Source organism: Stenotrophomonas sp. STEN021 (assembly GCF_056760175.1).
Genome location: NZ_JBRREH010000010.1, coordinates 37,741 through 53,663, shown reverse-complemented (window position 1 = coordinate 53,663; position 15,923 = coordinate 37,741). Strand labels below are relative to the sequence as shown.

Annotated in this window: 15 protein-coding genes; all 15 read left to right on the top strand. The window is 64.5% G+C overall.

From position 1 onward, the window contains the following. The first annotated feature begins 110 nt into the window (after positions 1-110). The 15 genes from ACVOL0_RS03595 (at position 111) to pncB (ending at position 15,701) form a co-directional block, all read left to right on the top strand. Positions 111-1,994, top strand: a complete 1,884-nt coding sequence (locus ACVOL0_RS03595; protein ID WP_481547929.1) for a S8 family serine peptidase — start codon at positions 111-113, stop codon at positions 1,992-1,994. 123 nt (positions 1,995-2,117) lie between these two features. Beyond that, positions 2,118-3,845, top strand: a complete 1,728-nt coding sequence (gene gspE, locus ACVOL0_RS03590) for a type II secretion system ATPase GspE (protein ID WP_481547928.1) — start codon at positions 2,118-2,120, stop codon at positions 3,843-3,845. Between the two features lie 31 nt (positions 3,846-3,876). Continuing rightward, a complete protein-coding gene (xpsF, locus tag ACVOL0_RS03585; protein WP_481547927.1) occupies positions 3,877-5,094 on the top strand; it encodes a type II secretion system protein XpsF in 1,218 nt (405 codons plus the stop codon). 28 nt (positions 5,095-5,122) lie between these two features. Next, the gene (gene gspG / locus ACVOL0_RS03580) at positions 5,123-5,551 is read left to right on the top strand and encodes a type II secretion system major pseudopilin GspG (RefSeq protein WP_481547926.1); all 429 of its coding nucleotides are present in this window, start codon (positions 5,123-5,125) and stop codon (positions 5,549-5,551) included. Positions 5,552-5,623: 72 nt separating this feature from the next. Then, complete coding sequence (gene xpsH, locus ACVOL0_RS03575; RefSeq protein WP_481544417.1) at positions 5,624-6,070, top strand: type II secretion system protein XpsH; 447 nt, start codon at positions 5,624-5,626, stop codon at positions 6,068-6,070. Then, on the top strand, positions 6,067-6,459 hold the full coding sequence (gene xpsI, locus ACVOL0_RS03570) for a type II secretion system protein XpsI (RefSeq protein ID WP_481534858.1): 393 nt from the start codon (positions 6,067-6,069) through the stop codon (positions 6,457-6,459). Before xpsH ends, xpsI begins: the two co-directional genes overlap by 4 nt. Then, on the top strand, positions 6,456-7,115 hold the full coding sequence (locus tag ACVOL0_RS03565) for a prepilin-type N-terminal cleavage/methylation domain-containing protein (RefSeq protein ID WP_481547925.1): 660 nt from the start codon (positions 6,456-6,458) through the stop codon (positions 7,113-7,115). Before xpsI ends, ACVOL0_RS03565 begins: the two co-directional genes overlap by 4 nt. Beyond that, entirely contained in the window at positions 7,112-7,966 is an 855-nt protein-coding gene (locus tag ACVOL0_RS03560; protein WP_481547924.1) for a type II secretion system minor pseudopilin, read from the top strand. The genes ACVOL0_RS03565 and ACVOL0_RS03560 overlap by 4 nt, the downstream gene beginning before the upstream one ends. Then, entirely contained in the window at positions 7,963-9,090 is a 1,128-nt protein-coding gene (locus ACVOL0_RS03555) for a PilN domain-containing protein (RefSeq protein ID WP_481547923.1), read from the top strand. Before ACVOL0_RS03560 ends, ACVOL0_RS03555 begins: the two co-directional genes overlap by 4 nt. Continuing rightward, positions 9,065-9,673 carry a type II secretion system protein GspM gene (gspM, locus tag ACVOL0_RS03550; RefSeq protein WP_481544335.1) on the top strand — a complete coding sequence of 203 codons (609 nt, stop codon included), beginning with the start codon at positions 9,065-9,067 and terminating at the stop codon, positions 9,671-9,673. Before ACVOL0_RS03555 ends, gspM begins: the two co-directional genes overlap by 26 nt. Then, a complete protein-coding gene (locus tag ACVOL0_RS03545; RefSeq protein WP_481547922.1) occupies positions 9,663-10,343 on the top strand; it encodes a type II secretion system protein XpsN in 681 nt (226 codons plus the stop codon). Before gspM ends, ACVOL0_RS03545 begins: the two co-directional genes overlap by 11 nt. 9 nt (positions 10,344-10,352) lie before the next feature. Then, on the top strand, positions 10,353-12,593 hold the full coding sequence (gene gspD, locus ACVOL0_RS03540) for a type II secretion system secretin GspD (protein WP_481544337.1): 2,241 nt from the start codon (positions 10,353-10,355) through the stop codon (positions 12,591-12,593). Further along, positions 12,590-13,459: a glycosyltransferase family 2 protein gene (locus tag ACVOL0_RS03535; protein ID WP_481544418.1), complete on the top strand. Its 870-nt coding sequence runs from the start codon at positions 12,590-12,592 to the stop codon at positions 13,457-13,459. Before gspD ends, ACVOL0_RS03535 begins: the two co-directional genes overlap by 4 nt. After that, complete coding sequence (locus ACVOL0_RS03530) at positions 13,456-14,289, top strand: glycosyltransferase family 2 protein (protein ID WP_481544338.1); 834 nt, start codon at positions 13,456-13,458, stop codon at positions 14,287-14,289. Before ACVOL0_RS03535 ends, ACVOL0_RS03530 begins: the two co-directional genes overlap by 4 nt. Before the next feature lie 242 nt (positions 14,290-14,531). After that, positions 14,532-15,701 carry a nicotinate phosphoribosyltransferase gene (gene pncB / locus ACVOL0_RS03525; protein ID WP_481544339.1) on the top strand — a complete coding sequence of 390 codons (1,170 nt, stop codon included), beginning with the start codon at positions 14,532-14,534 and terminating at the stop codon, positions 15,699-15,701. Positions 15,702-15,923 lie beyond the last annotated feature (222 nt).

Sequence of the window (15,923 nt, the reverse complement as noted above, 5' to 3'; positions counted from 1 at the left end):
TTCATCGCCAGTAGCCGTGCTGCCCCCGCAGTGCGGCTGTTGCGGGCCAGGACGGCAAAGCGATGCAGCGTTGAGTTCCATCCCTGTTCTATCAAGACGAGAGATCCGACATGAAGAAGAAGACCCAGCTTGGTTTGGCGATTGCCGGTGCCGTACTGATGGCTTCGATCGGCGTGCCAGCCGCATCTGCTGCAGAAATTGGACCCGCGAAGGCAATAGGCTTGAGTTCGTCCACGGTGGACAGCAGTGGTGGCTATCGGTTCGTGGTGAAGTACCGCGCCGGCAGCAGCGAATTGCGTGATGCGGCGACGCTCAACCGTGGCCTTGGCGCAGCGGCGTCGCGCGCCGGCCTGGATCGTGCCGTGGCCAAGACGTCGCGCGTTGCCGCTGAGCCTGCGGTCCAGGCCACGTTGTTGCGGCGCATGGGCGCGCCGGGCTGGAGCGTGGTCAAGACCTCGCGTGCACTCAACGCGCAGGAAGCGGCGAACTTCGTCCGTGAGCTCAAGGCCAATCCGGCCGTGGAACGTGCTGATATCGATCGCATGTACCAGCGCATGGTGGATGTCGCCCCGGCAATGGTTCCGACCGACCCCAACTATGCCCAGTACCAGTGGAATTTCTTCAATCCCAGCACCGGTGTGCGAGCACCGCAGGCCTGGGATCTGTCGCAGGGCGAAGGCGTGGTGGTGGCGGTGATCGATACCGGCATCACCCAGGGCAATCCGGACCTGCAGAACAACGTCATTCCCGGCTACGACATGATCAGCGACAAGCGCGTATCGCGCCGCGACAGCGACGGGCGTGTCGCCGGCGGTTGGGATGTCGGTGACTGGGTGGAGGCCAACTACTGCACCGGCTGGGCAACCGGCGGCTCGCATGCGGCGGACGTCAGTTCCTGGCACGGCAGTCACGTCTCCGGTACCGTCGCCCAGGAGACCAACAACGGCCGTGGTCTGGCCGGCCTCGCCTACAAAGCCAAAGTGATGCCGATACGCGTGCTGGGTTCCTGCGGCGGCTTCGGCAGTGATATTGCCGACGGCATTGTCTGGGCCGCAGGCGGCGAGGTGCCGGGGCTGCCGCTCAACACCAATCCTGCCGAAGTCATCAACATGAGCCTGGGCAGCGTATCGCCCGCGACCTGCCCAACCGAGTACCAGGAAGCCATCGATCTGGCCAACAGCAAGGGCGCCATCGTTGTGGTCGCGGCAGGTAACGATAATGCCAACGCCGCCAGCTACACCATGTCTTCCTGCAACAACGTGATCAGTGTCGGTGCTACCGGCATCACCGGTGCGCGCGCCTACTACTCCAACTACGGCGCACGCGTGGATCTGTCGGCACCGGGCGGCGGCGGTTCGGTCGACGGCAACCCGAACGGCTACATCTGGCAGGTGATGAACGGCGGTGAGAAGGGGCCGGAACCGAGCAACTGGATCCTTGGCGGCATGGGCGGTACCTCGATGGCATCGCCGCATGTGGCCGCGGCGGTGGCAATGGTGCAGAGCGTGGTGGACACGCCGCTGACCCTGAACCAGATGCGTGACCTGTTGAAGACGACTGCCACGCCGTTCCCAGTGACGATCCCGGCCAGCACTCCGATCGGTGCCGGCATCCTCAACATCAACGCCGCACTGGTAAAGGCCACCACGCCGCCGTGTGATCCCAACGTGGAGCAATGCGGTCCGGACGCGACACCCTTGGTCAACAAGGTTGCCGTGACCGGCGTTGCCGGCAGCAGTGGCAGCGAAACGGTCTACAGCTTCCAGGCTGAGGCCGGCAAGGTGCTGACCTTCATGACCTACGGCGGCAGCGGCGATGTTTCGGTGTATGTCCGCTACGAAGCGGTGGCGAGCAGCAGCGAATTCGACGCCAAATCGACCCGCAGCGGTAACAGCGAAACGGTGCGCTTCAACCAGCCGCAAGCCGGCACCTACTACGTCACCCTGGTCGGGGCGGGCGCCTACAGCGGCGTGAGTCTGGTTGCCCGTCAGTAATTCTGACTTTTGCGCCACCTTTGAGCCCCGGCGTTGCCGGGGTTCTTTTTGTCCGCAATGCGGGTTCATGTGCACGACCTGCCGGTGTGAACTGCTAAAGTTCGGCCAACACAGGAGGATTGCGTGAACGCGGTAGCCCACGACGCCCAACTTGCGCCATCGCCTGCCGACCGCATCGTCACCGAACTGCTGGCGCAGGGCCGGCTGAAAGAGACTGACCTGCAGCGTGCCCGCCAGCTGCAGCGTGAATCCGGCGGCGACCTGCTGGTATTGCTGGCACGGCTGGGACTGGCGTCTGAGCGCGACCATGCTGAAGTCTGCGCCAAGGTATTGGGGCTGCGGCTGCTGGCCGCCCGCGACCTGCCTGAGCATCCGCCGGAACTGGTGGAAGGCGCCGAGCCGGTGCCGTTGCGCTTCCTCAAGCAGTTCCTGGTATTGCCGCTGGGCGAGCAACGTGGCCGCATCCTGCTGTGGATGGCCGATCCACAGGATGGCTACGCGATCGATGCGATCCGCCTCGCTACCGGTTGCGAGGTTGCCCCCGTGGTTGGCGTGCGCAGCGAAGTGGATGAGCTGATCGAGCGCTGGTATGGGCAGGGCCGTACCGCGATGGGCACCATCCTGGAAACGACCGATGGCGAGCTTGCGCCGCTTGACGATATCGAACACCTGCGCGATCTCGCCTCCGAAGCGCCGGTCATCCGTCTGGTCAATCTGCTGATCCAGCGGGCAGTGGAGCTGCGCGCGTCGGACATCCACGTCGAGCCGTTCGAGAACCGGCTGAAGGTGCGCTATCGCGTCGATGGTGTGTTGGTCGATGGCGAAAGCCCGCCAGTCAACCTGACCGCGGCAGTGATCAGCCGTATCAAGATCATGGCCAAGCTCAACATCGCCGAGCGCCGCCTGCCGCAGGATGGTCGCATCATGCTGCGGGTACAGGGCAAGGAGCTGGACCTGCGCGTGAGCACCATGCCCACCGCGCACGGCGAAAGCGTGGTGATGCGCCTGCTCGACCGTGAAGCGGTGGTGTTTGATTTCCAGCGGCTGGGTTTCAGTGAGGATTTCCTCCCACAGTTCCGCAAGGTATTGGAGCAGCCACACGGCATCCTGCTGGTCACCGGCCCAACCGGCTCGGGCAAGACCACCACGCTGTACACCGCGTTGAACCAGCTCAATACCGACAAGGTCAAGATCATCACCGTCGAAGACCCGGTGGAATACCAGCTGGAAGGCATCAACCAGATCCAGGCCAAGCCGCAGATCGGGCTGGATTTCGCCAACGCCCTGCGCAGCATCGTGCGCCAGGACCCGGACATCATCATGATCGGTGAAATGCGCGATCTGGAGACCGCGCGCATCGCGATCCAGTCCGCGCTCACCGGCCACCTGGTGCTGTCCACCCTGCATACCAACAACGCTGCCGGCGGCATTACCCGTCTGCTGGACATGGGGGTGGAAGACTATCTGCTCACCTCCACCATCAACGGCATCCTCGCCCAGCGCCTGGTGCGCAGGTTGGAGCCGACCCATGCGCTGCGCTACCGCGCGTCGGACGAAGAAATCGAACGCTTCGGCCTGCGCCGCTTCCAGCCGCAGGGCGACATCCATCTGTACCGCGCGCAGCCCTCGGCGCAGGCGCCAACCGGCTATCTCGGCCGCACCACCATCGTCGAGTTTCTGGTGATGGACGATGCGCTGCGCAATGCGGTGATGCGCAAGGCCGGCATGGGTGAGATCGAACAGATCGCACGCAAGGCAGGCATGCGCACCATGTACGAAGACGGCATCGGCAAGGCACTGCGTGGCGAAACCACGCTGGAAGAAGTGCTGCGGGTGACGGAGGACGCATGAGCCATCGCGTTCACCCGGAGCGGCACTGCTGATGCCGCGTTACCGATACAAGGCGCTGGATGCCCGCGGCGACCTGCTCGAAGGGCAGATGGATGCGGCCAGCGAAGGTGAGGTGATCGCGCGTCTGCAGGAGCAGGGCCATCTGCCGGTGGAAGCCAAGCCGGCGACTGGCTCGGCGTTCGAGGGTGGCAGTTGGAAGCAGTGGCGGCAGCGCCCGTTTGCCGGCGCCACCCTGGTCCAGTTCACACAGCAGCTGGCAACGCTGTTGAGCGCCGGGCAGCCCTTGGATCGCGCCTTGTCGATCCTGATGGAGACGCCGGAAGACCAGCGCTCGCAACGGGTGATTGCCGACATACGCGACAGCGTACGCAGCGGTGCGCCACTGTCGCAGGCGCTGGAGCGCCAACATGGCCTGTTCTCGCGGCTGTACGTGAACATGGTGCGTGCTGGCGAAGCTGGCGGCAGCCTGCACGAAACCCTGCAGCGCCTGGCCGATTATCTGGAGCGCAGCCAGGAATTGAAGGGGCGTGTCATCAACGCCCTGATCTATCCGGCCATCCTGCTGGTAGTGGTCGGCTTGGCCTTGTTGTTCCTGCTTGGCTATGTGGTGCCGCAGTTCTCGCTGATGTACCAGAGCCTGGATGTGACCCTGCCATGGTTTACCCGCGTGGTGCTTGAAGTCGGCCTGCTGGTGCGCAAAGGCTGGTTGGTGTTCATCGTGGTGCCGGCGCTGTTGCTGTTGTGGGTGGAACGCAAGCGACGCGACCCGGTATTCCGTCTGCGCTTTGATACATGGTTGTTGAAGCGGCAGATCATTGGCGGATTGGTTGCCAAGCTGGAGAGCGCACGGCTTGCGCGCACGCTTGGCACCTTGCTGCGCAATGGTGTGCCGTTGCTGGCTGGCTTGGGCATCGCCCGCAATGTGCTCGGCAACCGCGCACTGGTCGCTGACGTGAGTGAAGCAGCCGAGGCAGTGAAGAACGGTGCTGGGCTGGCTTCGTCCCTGGGGCGCAATGGCCGCTTCCCACGTCTGGCCCTGCAGATGATCCAGGTTGGCGAAGAGTCCGGCACGCTGGAAAGCATGCTGCTCAAAACCGCCGATACCTTTGAGCAGGAAACTGCCCGCGCCATCGACCGCATGCTGGCGGCGCTGGTGCCGGTGATCACCTTGTTGTTGGCGTCGGTGGTGGGCGTGGTCATCATCGCGGTGCTGGTGCCGCTGTATGACCTGACCAATGCCATCGGTTAACCCCTGGTTTTCGTAGAAGGAAGAAGAAATGAGGCGAGCCCTGAAACAACCCATGTCACGCGCACGCCAGGCCGGCATGAGCCTGTTGGAAATCATCATCGTCATCGTGCTGATTGGTGCAGTGCTGACCTTGGTTGGCAGTCGCGTGCTGGGCGGCGCCGATCGTGGCAAGGCCAACCTGGGCAAGACCCAGATCCAGACGCTGGCGAGCAAGGTGGAGAACTACAAACTCGACACCGGCCGCTTGCCGGGCAAGCTGGAGGATCTGTCGACCCAGCCTGCCGGTGTGGCTGGCTGGCTGGGCCCGTATTCCAAACCGGCCGAGTTCAATGATCCGTGGGGCAATCCGGTGCAGTACCGGGTGCCGGGCGAGGGACGTCCGTTTGATCTGATCAGTCTGGGCGCCGACGGTCAGCCCGGCGGCGAAAGCTATAACGCCGATATCCGCTACGAATAAGCTGTGATGGTCGCGCCGCGTATTCCGCTTCCGTTTGCCGCCGTGCGTGCCGTACCCGCGCGGCGCGGCGCAATGCGTGGCATGTCACTGCTGGAGATGGTGTTGGTACTGGCACTGGTTGCTGCGCTGGCCTTGATGGCGGCAATGGCGATGAGCGGCGGCATGGATGGCATGCGCCTGCGCTCGGCCGGCAAGGCCTTGGCAGCCGAATTGCGTTACACCCGCACCCGTGCGATCAGCACCGGCGTCGTCCAGCAATTGCAGATCAACCCCGGCACCCGCCGCTGGCAGGGCGCGGACGGCCATCATGGTGAGCTGCCGAAGGCGCTGACGGTGCGCTTCACCGGCGCCGGCCAATTGCAGACCCGCAAGGACGAAGGCGTCGTACGTTTCTTTGAGGATGGCGCCTCCAGTGGCGGCCGTATCGAACTGCGTGCAGGCGATGCGATATGGCGTATTGACGTGGCGTGGATCACGGGCGAGGTCAAGGCCGGTCCGCTGAGAGAGGGCGCTGGATGAAGCGCCAACGGGGTTACTCGTTGATTGAAGTGATTGTCGCCTTCGCCTTGCTGGCCTTGGCGATGACGCTGCTATTGGGCAGCCTGTCTGGTGCGGCGCGTCAGGTCAGCATGGCCGATGGCTATGGTCGCGCTGCCTTGCACGCGCAGTCGTTGCTTGCACTGGCAGGCGTGGAGGCGCCGTTGAGCGCAGGCCGTCAGCAGGGCGAATGGGAGCAGGGCCGCTATCACTGGAGTCTGCAGGTCTCGCCTTATGTGGAGCCGCGCCAGCAACAGGCGCGGCTATGGTTGCTGGACCTGCAGGTGCGCTGGGGCGATAGCGCGCAGGAACAACTGCGTTGGCGCACGCTGCGGCTGCGTGGCAACGCGCCGCTGGAGGCGCCGCCATGAAGCGTTCACCGCGTCGATCGCGGCCAGTGCGCGCACGCGGTTTCACCTTGATCGAGGTGCTGCTGGCCACCGTGCTGCTCGCTGCCGGCATGGCGCTGGCATTTGCTGCAGTGCGTTCGACGCTGGCGATCAGTAGCCGTGGTGAGGCGATTGCCAGTAGCAATGAGCGCATGCGCGCAGTCGAGGGTTTCCTCCGCAGGCGTCTGGTCTCGGCAATGCCATTGCCCTTGCAGCGCGATGCGTTGAGTGGCAGTGCCAAGGTGTTTACCGGCACGCCACAGCAGCTCCGGTTTGTCGCCAATGTGCCAAATTATCTGGGCCGCGGCGGTCCCTATCTGCACACGCTTGAAGTCAGTGGCAGCGGTGACAAGCAGCAGCTGCGGATCGGGCTGACCCTGCTGCAGAACGGTGAGTTGCTGGAGGAAAATCCACCGCGTGGCAGCGAGCTGCTGGCCGACGATCTCAAACAGGTGAAGCTGCGCTATCGCGGTGCCGATCCGAGTACCGGTGCAATGGGCGGCTGGCAGGACAGCTGGGATTTGCCCGGGCGCATGCCGGCCCTGGTCTCCATCGAGATCACCCCCGCAGGTGGCCCAGCGTGGCCGCCACTGGTCGTCGCATTGCCGCAGCACGGTGTCGCCGGGAGCTGGCGATGAAGATGCGCGGTGCGGCCCTGGTGCTGGTGTTGTGGCTGGTGGCGTTGTTGACCACTACCATCGCCGCGTTCGCGCTCACTGCGCGGGTCGAACACCTGCAGGGCCGGGTGACCGGCGACCTTGCCGGAGGCGAGCAGATCGCCCATGCCGGTATCGATTACGCGCTGTCGCGGATGCGCGCCACGCCGACCCAGCCCAGCTGGCACGCCGACGGGCGCCCTTACCGTTGGCAGTTTGATGGCCATGCGGTGGCGCTGCGTATCGTTGATGAGTCCGGCAAGGTCGATCTGAACAAGGCCGATCTGAACCTGCTGCAAGGCCTGTTGCGTGCACTTGGAGTGGCGCCTGACAAGGCCGCGCGGTTGGCCGGCGCCATCGTCGATTGGCGTGACGTCGATTCGCTGCTGCAGGTCTCCGGCGGCGCGGAAACCGCTGACTATCAGGCTGCTGGCCTGCCTTACGGCGCCAGGAACGCGCCATTTGACAGTATCAGCGAGCTGCAGCGCGTGCTCGGCATGGAGCCGGAGCTTTATGCACAGTTGGCACCGCTGGTGACGGTCTACGGTAGCGGCCAGCCCAGTCCACGTTTCGCACCCGCGCCGGTGCTGACCGCGATGGGGATGGATGCTGCGCTGATCATGGCCCAGCGTGAGCGTGCAGACGGCGGTGCCGGGATGGGCGAAACTTCACCCATGGGAGCAGACAGCGGCACTTATAGTGTCGAAAGCAAGGTGCAGCTGGTGGCCGAGCGACAAGCGGTTACCCGCGCCGTGGTCCGTCTTAATCCCGGTGCTATGGCCGGTGCGCCGTATACGGTGCTGCAGTGGGAACAGGGAGCGATGTCCAGATGACAGGGTTGCGTGAACGACTGGGGCAGGCGAGTGCACGCATTGTGCCGGGCGCTGGTGGCTTCTGGTCATGGTGGTCGCAGGCGTTGCTGTCCTGGCTGCCTGCGCGTTGGCGGGCACTGCTTGGGGTCTCCGATGCGCGCTTGCTGCTGGAGCTTGTCGACGCGCAGCTGACCGTGTCGCTGTTGCAGAGCGGCCAGCGGCAGTTGCTGCAGGTGCTACCCATCGACGCGGCGCCCAATGCAGTGGACGCGGCCTTGCCTCCGCGCGTTTCTGGCCTGCCGCGCTTCGCGCTGTTGTCGGCCAACGCAATACTGCGCAAGCCGTTGCGCATGCCTGCCGCGGCCGAGGCGCGCCTGCGTGAAGTGCTTGGCTTTGAGATCGACCGGCAAACGCCTTTCAGTGCCACGCAGGTCTACTACGACGTGCGCCTGTTGCAGCGTCGCGCTGATGGCCAATTGGATACCGAACTGGTGGTCGCGCCGCGGCCACTGGTGGACGCGTTGCTGGGCTCGGGCGAGGCATGGCAGCAGCAGCTTGACGGAGTGGATGCGGTCGACGTTGAAGGACAGCCCCTGGGGGTAAACCTGTTGCCGCTGGCGATGCGTCGGCAACGACATGACCCGATGCGCCGACTCAACCGCCTGCTGTTGGTCGCAGGTCTGGTGATGATGGTGCTGGCTGCCTGGCAGTTGCTGGACAACCGTCGCGCCGCTGCCGCGCTACTGTCGACGCAGGTGGAGGCCGCTGCGGCGCGCGCACGGGCGGTGGCCGCGCAGCGGCAGCAGTTGCAGGATCTGGTCGATGGTCAGCAGTTCTTCACTGCACAGCGTGCCCAACAGGCATCTGCCACCGAAATCATCAATGAGCTCAGTCAACGGCTGGGCGATGACACCTCGCTGGAAAAACTCTCGATCGAAGGCGGGCGCATGCAGTTGATCGGCATGAGCAGCAGTGCCTCGTCGCTGGTCTCCAAGCTGGAGGGCTCCACGCTGTGGAAGACGCCGTCACTGACCGGTGTGCTGCAGGCCGGTCAAGGTGCCGGGCGTGAGCGTTTCACCTTGACCGCAGAACTGCGCGGCCCCAACCAGGAGGCTGCCGATGGCACCGCACCCCGCGCGCCGTGATCGCTGGTTGGCCCTTGCACTGTTGCTGGCCATATTGGGCGTGATCTATCTGCTGCTGGTGCAGCCCTTGTGGACCCGGCCGATGCAGGCGGTGGAAGCAGAAATCGCGACCCTGCAGGAGCGCCAGCAGCGCATTGGCATGCAGTTGCGGCAGGCGCCGCAGGTCACGCAGCGGCTGCAGCAGGCGCAACAGGCATTGGCCGATCAACCCGGTTTCATGGCCGAAAACTCAGTGGAGCTGGCGACCTCCAAACTGGTGCAGCGGCTGGAAGAAGCTGCGCGCTTGGCCAGCCCGGACCAGCGTAGTTGCGCGATCAGCGACCGCTCGCCGTTGCCGGCCGACAGCACTGGCCGCTTTCCAAGGGTGGCGGTGCAGGCGCGTCTGCGTTGCGGCATGAACGAATGGATGAGCGTGTTGCGGACATTGGAAACCGGAACACCGCAATTGCGCGTGGACCGGCTCGACATCCTGTCCGCCGGCCTGGGCGAAGGCGGTGGCGGACTGGATGTGAGTTTCGAGCTCAGCGGTTATCTGCGCCCGGGTGTGGTCGCACCGGCGACGGAGGTTGCCAATGCGCAATGATGTGGCAGGTCTACGCACCTGGTTGCTGGGCGCATTCGCTGCTTGGGCGCTGCTGGTGTGGGCGTTGTGCCTGTTTGGACTGGGCAGCAGGATCGGCAGCAGCGCTGCCGCACTGGACGTGCCTGCCTTGCCAGCGGTTCCGCAGCCCGCGGCGCTTGCGGTTGCCGACAATTCCGAGGCTTTGAGCCGGCCGTTGTTTGCCAGTGATCGGCGGCCGCATCCGTTCTTCATCGGCGAAGCCGGTGAGCCGGCAGCGGCCAGTGTGCGTTTGACCGGGGTATTGATGACGCCGGGCCTGGACATGGCTACGCTCACCACCGACCAGGGCAAGTCGCTGCGCCTGCGTCTGGGCGGCGAGGTACAGGACGGTTGGCAGCTGCTGTCGCTGCAGCCGCGCAGCGCCGTGGTCAGTGGGCCGGGGGGCACGCTCAATCTGGAACTGCAGGTGTTCAGCGGTGGGCCCAAACCGCCAATAGACGGTGGTGCAGCGCCCATGCCTGGCAATGCGCAGCCGAATCATCCGCCGGTCAGCGTGCCCACACCGCCGCCTGCAGCCGAACCGGTTGCACCGTCAGCAGATCAGATCAAGGCGATCCGTGATCGCATCCAGGCCCGCCGTCGGCAGGCACAACAGAATCAGAACGGCGGCTCTGGCCGCCAGAACCCGTAGAGTGAGCGTATGACATCACGCATAGTTGCAGCCAGCCTGCTGATCGGCGCCTTGAGTGGCTGCGTCACCACGCCGACGCCGGATATCCGCCGCACTGCTGCGCCGGACACGCGCACGCCGGCCCCCGGCGAGGCAGCCCGTACCAGCCCGCTGAGCGCCGAAGAAGCCCCCAAACCCGATGACAATCAGGGGCGTGCGGTGATCCGGCGTGGCAACGGCACAGTGATCAACCGCGCTGCCGCCTCGGCACCGGCTCCTGCCTTGACCGCGGCTGGCAATGGCACGGCAGTGTTCAACTTTGAAGGCGAGTCGGTACAGGCGGTCACCAAGGCCATCCTCGGTGACATGCTCGGCCAGAACTACGTGATCGCACCGACCGTGCAGGGCACGGTAACCCTGGCCACGCCCAAGCCGGTATCACCGGCGCAGGCGCTGAACCTGCTGGAGATGGTGCTGGGCTGGAACAACGCACGCCTGATCTACAGCGGTGGCCGCTACAACGTGGTGCCGGCTGACCAGTCGCTGGCAGGCACGGTCGCGCCCAGCACCGCACCGGCCTCGGCCGCAAGAGGCTACGAGGTACGGGTGGTGCCGCTGCAGTACATCTCGGCCAGCGAGATGAAGAAAGTGCTGGAGCCTTATGCGCGGCCCAACGCCATCGTCGGCATTGACGGCTCACGCAATGTGATCACGTTGGGCGGCACCCGCACCGAGTTGGAAAACTACCTGCGTACGGTCGAGATCTTCGACGTGGATTGGCTGTCCGGCATGTCGGTGGGCGTGTTCCCGATCCAGTCCGGGCGCGCCTCGCAGGTGGCCAGTGATCTTGAGAAGGTATTTGGCGAAGCCAGCAAGACACCAAGCGCCGGCATGTTCCGTTTCATGCCGCTGGACAATGCCAATGCAGTGCTGGTCATCACCCCGCAGGCCCGCTATCTGGACCAGATCCAGCAGTGGCTGGATCGCATCGACAGTGCCGGCGGTAGCGCCCGTCTGTTCTCGCATGAGTTGAAATACATCAAGGCCAAGGACCTTGCAGAGCGGCTGGCCGAGGTGTTTGGCGCTGGTAGTGGCTCGCGCGGCGGGCAGGGTGGTGCAACTTCGCTGGCGCCAGGTGCCAGTGCGATCAACCTGCAAGGCGGGGGCACCGTCGATCCTTCGGCCAACGCCGACGACAACCTCGGCGATGGGGGCGGTTCGTTCGGCAAAAGCGATGGCATGGGCGGCGGTAGCGGCAGCAACAACGGCATGGGCGAGGGCATGGCCTTGCCGCAGCGCAGCCCCGGCAATGGCAGCGTTACTTTGGAAGTTGAAGGCGACCGCGTTGGAGTTTCCGCCGTGGAGGAAACCAATACCTTGCTGGTGCGCAGTACACCGCAGGCATGGCGGTCGATCCGCGAGGTGGTGGAAAAGCTCGACGTGATGCCGATGCAGGTGCATATCGAGGCGCAGGTTGCCGAGGTCGCCTTGAGTGGTGACCTGAGCTATGGCGTCAACTGGTATTTCGAGCAGGCGGTCAACGCCGCCGTCGACAAGGGCGGCGCCGGCCTGCCGTCAGCCCTCGGGCGTGGCATCTGGGGCGATATCGCCGGCTCGCTGATTCCCGGTGACGGAAAAGGCGGCGGCGGGTTGAGCTGGACCTTCCTCGGCAAGAACGCCGCCGCGGTGATCACGGCACTGGACCAGGTCACCGATGTCCGCCTGCTGCAGACACCGTCGCTGTTCGTGCGCAACAATGCAGTGGCCACGTTGAACGTGGGCAGCAAGATTCCGGTGTATTCGGTGTCGGTGTCAGGCATCAGCGACAACCAGTACGCGCAGGTGCAGTACCTGGAAACCGGCACCATCCTCAAGGTGCGCCCACGTGTCACCCGCGACGGCATGGTGTTCCTGGACATCGTGCAGGAAGTCAGCTCGCCAGAAGGTGAGCCTGATGACAACGGCAACGTACGCATCAATACCCGCCGCATGAAGACCGAAGCGGCCGTCAATGCCGGTGACACGGTGATGTTGGCCGGCCTGATCGAGGACAGTGCCACCAAGGGCTCATCCGGTCTGCCCGGGTTGAGCCGACTGCCGGTGATCGGTGGCCTGTTCGGCCGCAAGACCCAAAGCAGCCGACGCAGCGAAGTGATCGTGCTGCTGACCCCGACCATCGTCCGCAACCCGCAGGAAGCGCGCAATCTCACTGACGAGTACGGCAGCAAGTTCCGTGCGCTGGATCCGATCAACGCCCCCAAGGGGCGCTGAGCATGGCGCTGCCGGTCATCCTGCTGCCGGTGGGTGTGGACGATGCAGCGCTTGACGCCTGTCTGGCGGCATTGGAGAAGCACACACCGGCAGGTACGCCGGTGTGGCTGGCCGATGATGGCCAGAGTGGCCCGCGCGGGCAGGTGGTGATCGAGCATTGGCTTGCAAGCACCCGCCTACAGGCCGAGTACACACGCCGTCCGCGCCCGATCGGCGAGGCGGCGCATCTGGACGAGATGCTGAAGGCCTGCGGCGATGCTGACGTGGCCGTGCTGGCGCCCGATGCGTTGCCGACTGCGGGTTGGTTGCAGCAACTCAGTGACTGTCTGGCGCGTGATGCCTCCATCGCCACCGCCACGCCGTGGAGCAACGCCGGCGAAGCCGTATCGTGGCCGCGTGCCGGCGAACTCAATCCAGTGCCCGCCGATCCGGCGCGGCTGCTGCAGGCCCTGGCGGCAATGCCGCTGCTGCAGCCGGAGCTGCCCTCGGCGGTCACCCATGCGGTGCTGATACGCGGCAGTGCACGTCGTCGTGCCGGCGGGCTGGATATCCACAGTTACGGCTCGTGGTATGCCGCGCTGGTAGATCTGAGCCTGCGCATGAGCGGGCTGGGCTGGCGCAACGTGCTGTGTGACAACGCCTTCGTTGGGCGCCAGAGTGAAGGCCAGCCGGCCGAAGGCGACATGGAAGTACTGGCCAATCGCTGGCCGGTGTGGACCGCGCGGCTGGCAGCGTTCCTGATGAACGACCCGCTTCATGCCCACCGCCAGCAACTGCAGCAGCTATGCGAGCAGGCGATAATGCCGCAAGCCCAGCCCGATCTGTTCGATGCCTGTGGTTCCCTTCCAGGCGCGGAGCCGGTGTGAGCGATTCAATTGCGGTGGTGGTGGTCAGTTACCAGAGTGCGAGCACCTTGGATGAGTGCCTGCAGCGTCTGCGTGCCGCCGCCGATATTGCCGAGATCCGCGTGGTCGACAACGAATCGCATGATGGCTCGCTGACGATCGCACAGCGGCATGCGCTGGCCGACAGCCGCGTGCGCTTCATCGCCAATCCCGACAATCCCGGCTTTGCCACCGCCTGCAACCAAGGCGCAAGTGAATGCCATTCGCCGTGGCTGGCCTTCGTCAATCCGGATCTGATGGTCGAACCGCAGACCCTGGCCCAGCTGCGCGACCTTGGCCGGCCACTGGGTGATTGCCTGCTCGGCGTGGAGCAGGTGGACGAGGACGGCGTCGCTGATCCGGCGGTACGCCGCCGCGACCCTGACTTCGCCGCGATGCTGCGTAACCCCGGTGCGGGTTCGCGGCTGGCGGTGCAGGTGGATCATTCGGCAGCGTTGCAGCAGGTGCAGGCCTTGTCAGGCGCGCTCTTGCTGATGCCGCGCGGCTTGTTTGATCGTCTGCAGGGCTGGGACGCTGGCTACCGGCTGCATGCCGAAGACCTGGATCTATGCCGTCGCGCGCGCCAGGCCGGCGCGGTGGTGGCCATCGCCAATGACTTGAAGGTGCTGCATGTGCGTGGCGTGTCCAGCCGCTCGCGGCCGTTCTTCGTGGAATGGCACAAGCATCGCGGCCTGTGGCGTTACTTCCGCAAGTTTGAAGCCAGCCAGCGCAGCTTGCCGGTGAGGGCAGGGGTGTGGTGTGCGATCTGGGCGCATGCGGCGTTGCAGGTGCCGCGGTTGTTGCTGAAATAAGTTTGGGTCTTGGGGTGTTGGGGCATTCAAAGCACCCGTCCCCAGCCCTCCCCTTGGCTGCGCCAAAGGGAGGGGACTGAAGCGTGCATGGCTCCCTCCCTTGCGCAACGCGCAGGGGAGGGTTGGGGAGGGGGCGCTTCGAGCAACCGCCGCCAGCCCTAACTCCAGCGACCGCCACAGACCATGAACAAGCCCCCGCGGCCGGCTGAACCCGAGCCTCCAGCCAGCGCATAATGCCGGGCATGATCATCCAATCCCTGCTCGACACCGACCTCTACAAGTTCACGATGATGCAGGCGGTACTGCACCAGTACCCGGGCGCCATCGTCCAGTACCGGTTCAAATGCCGTACGCCCGGGATTGACCTGGCCGCGTACATGGACGAGATCAACAGCGAGATCGACCATCTGTGCAGCCTGCGCTTCACCGCCGACGAGCTGGAATACATGCGTCGGCTGCGCTTCGTGAAGCCGGACTTCGCCGATTTCCTCGGCCTGTTCCACCTGGACCGCAAGTACATCAGCCTGCGTGCATCGGAAACCGTGCCGGGTGAGATCGAGCTGGACATCACCGGCCCGTGGTTGCACACCATCATGTTCGAAGTGCCGTTGCTGGCGATCATCAACGAAGTCTGGTTCCGCAATACCACCACTGCCGATTTCGCCGAAGGCGAACGCCGTCTGCAGGCCAAGACCGCGTTGCTGCGTGATACTGCCGGGTTCGAGAACTGCCGTATCGCCGATTACGGCAGCCGCCGCCGCTACTCGCGGGAATGGCATGGCACGATGCTGCCGATGCTGCGTGACGCACTGGGTCCGCAGTTCGTCGGCACCAGCAACGTGTACTTCGCGCGTATGTATGGCATGACGCCGCACGGCACCATGGCGCATGAATACCTGCAGGCCTTCCAGGCGCTGGGCCCACGCCTGCGCGACTCGCAGGTGGCGGCGTTGGAGTCCTGGGCACGCGAGTACCGCGGCGACCTGGGTATCGCCTTGTCGGATGTGGTCGGGTTGGATGCCTTCCTGCGCGACTTCGACATGTATTTCTGCAAGCTGTTTGATGGCGTGCGCCATGACTCCGGCGACCCGGTTGCGTGGGGCGACCGTATGCTGGCCCATTTCAAGGCCAACCGCGTTGACCCGACCAGCAAGGTACTGGTGTTCAGCGATGGCTTGAACATCGAGAAGGTGATGCAGCTGTACGACCACTTCCGTGGCCGCTGCCAGGTTGCCTTCGGTGTTGGCACACACCTGACCAACGATCTGGGCCCGACGCCGCTGAACATCGTCATCAAGATGGTCCGCTGCAACGGTCAGCCGGTGGCCAAGCTCAGTGATTCGCCCGGCAAGAGCATGTGTGATGATCCGGGCTACCTGTCCTATCTGCGGCAGGTCTTCGAGCTTCAGTAAGCGTCAAACGCCTGTCATCTGGCCTTGACAACTGCGATTGATTCCTTAACACAGCGCATCCATGTGCCTATACCCCTGTAAACGTGAGTCCCATCACGTTATTGTATCGGGCAAGGAACAGATGATCAGGTACAGCCGTACTCCTCGTTGAATGAGTCCGGCCGGTTGTCTGCAGGGGGGCAGGTGGCTCACTAGGGTCAAGCCGATGGCGTCGCTTTGCAG

What these genes read in the sequence shown, in the direction of transcription:
- ACVOL0_RS03565 (WP_481547925.1), top strand. Translation starts at nt 6,456, where the DNA reads ATGAAGCGTTCACCGCGTCGATCGCGGCCAGTGCGCGCACGCGGTTTC.
- ACVOL0_RS03555 (WP_481547923.1), top strand. Translation starts at nt 7,963, where the DNA reads ATGACAGGGTTGCGTGAACGACTGGGGCAGGCGAGTGCACGCATTGTG.
- xpsH (WP_481544417.1), top strand. Translation starts at nt 5,624, where the DNA reads ATGCGTGGCATGTCACTGCTGGAGATGGTGTTGGTACTGGCACTGGTT.
- gspM (WP_481544335.1), top strand. Translation starts at nt 9,065, where the DNA reads ATGGCACCGCACCCCGCGCGCCGTGATCGCTGGTTGGCCCTTGCACTG.
- ACVOL0_RS03595 (WP_481547929.1), top strand. Translation starts at nt 111, where the DNA reads ATGAAGAAGAAGACCCAGCTTGGTTTGGCGATTGCCGGTGCCGTACTG.
- pncB (WP_481544339.1), top strand. Translation starts at nt 14,532, where the DNA reads ATGATCATCCAATCCCTGCTCGACACCGACCTCTACAAGTTCACGATG.
- gspG (WP_481547926.1), top strand. Translation starts at nt 5,123, where the DNA reads ATGAGGCGAGCCCTGAAACAACCCATGTCACGCGCACGCCAGGCCGGC.
- ACVOL0_RS03560 (WP_481547924.1), top strand. Translation starts at nt 7,112, where the DNA reads ATGAAGATGCGCGGTGCGGCCCTGGTGCTGGTGTTGTGGCTGGTGGCG.
- xpsF (WP_481547927.1), top strand. Translation starts at nt 3,877, where the DNA reads ATGCCGCGTTACCGATACAAGGCGCTGGATGCCCGCGGCGACCTGCTC.
- ACVOL0_RS03545 (WP_481547922.1), top strand. Translation starts at nt 9,663, where the DNA reads ATGCGCAATGATGTGGCAGGTCTACGCACCTGGTTGCTGGGCGCATTC.
- xpsI (WP_481534858.1), top strand. Translation starts at nt 6,067, where the DNA reads ATGAAGCGCCAACGGGGTTACTCGTTGATTGAAGTGATTGTCGCCTTC.
- gspD (WP_481544337.1), top strand. Translation starts at nt 10,353, where the DNA reads ATGACATCACGCATAGTTGCAGCCAGCCTGCTGATCGGCGCCTTGAGT.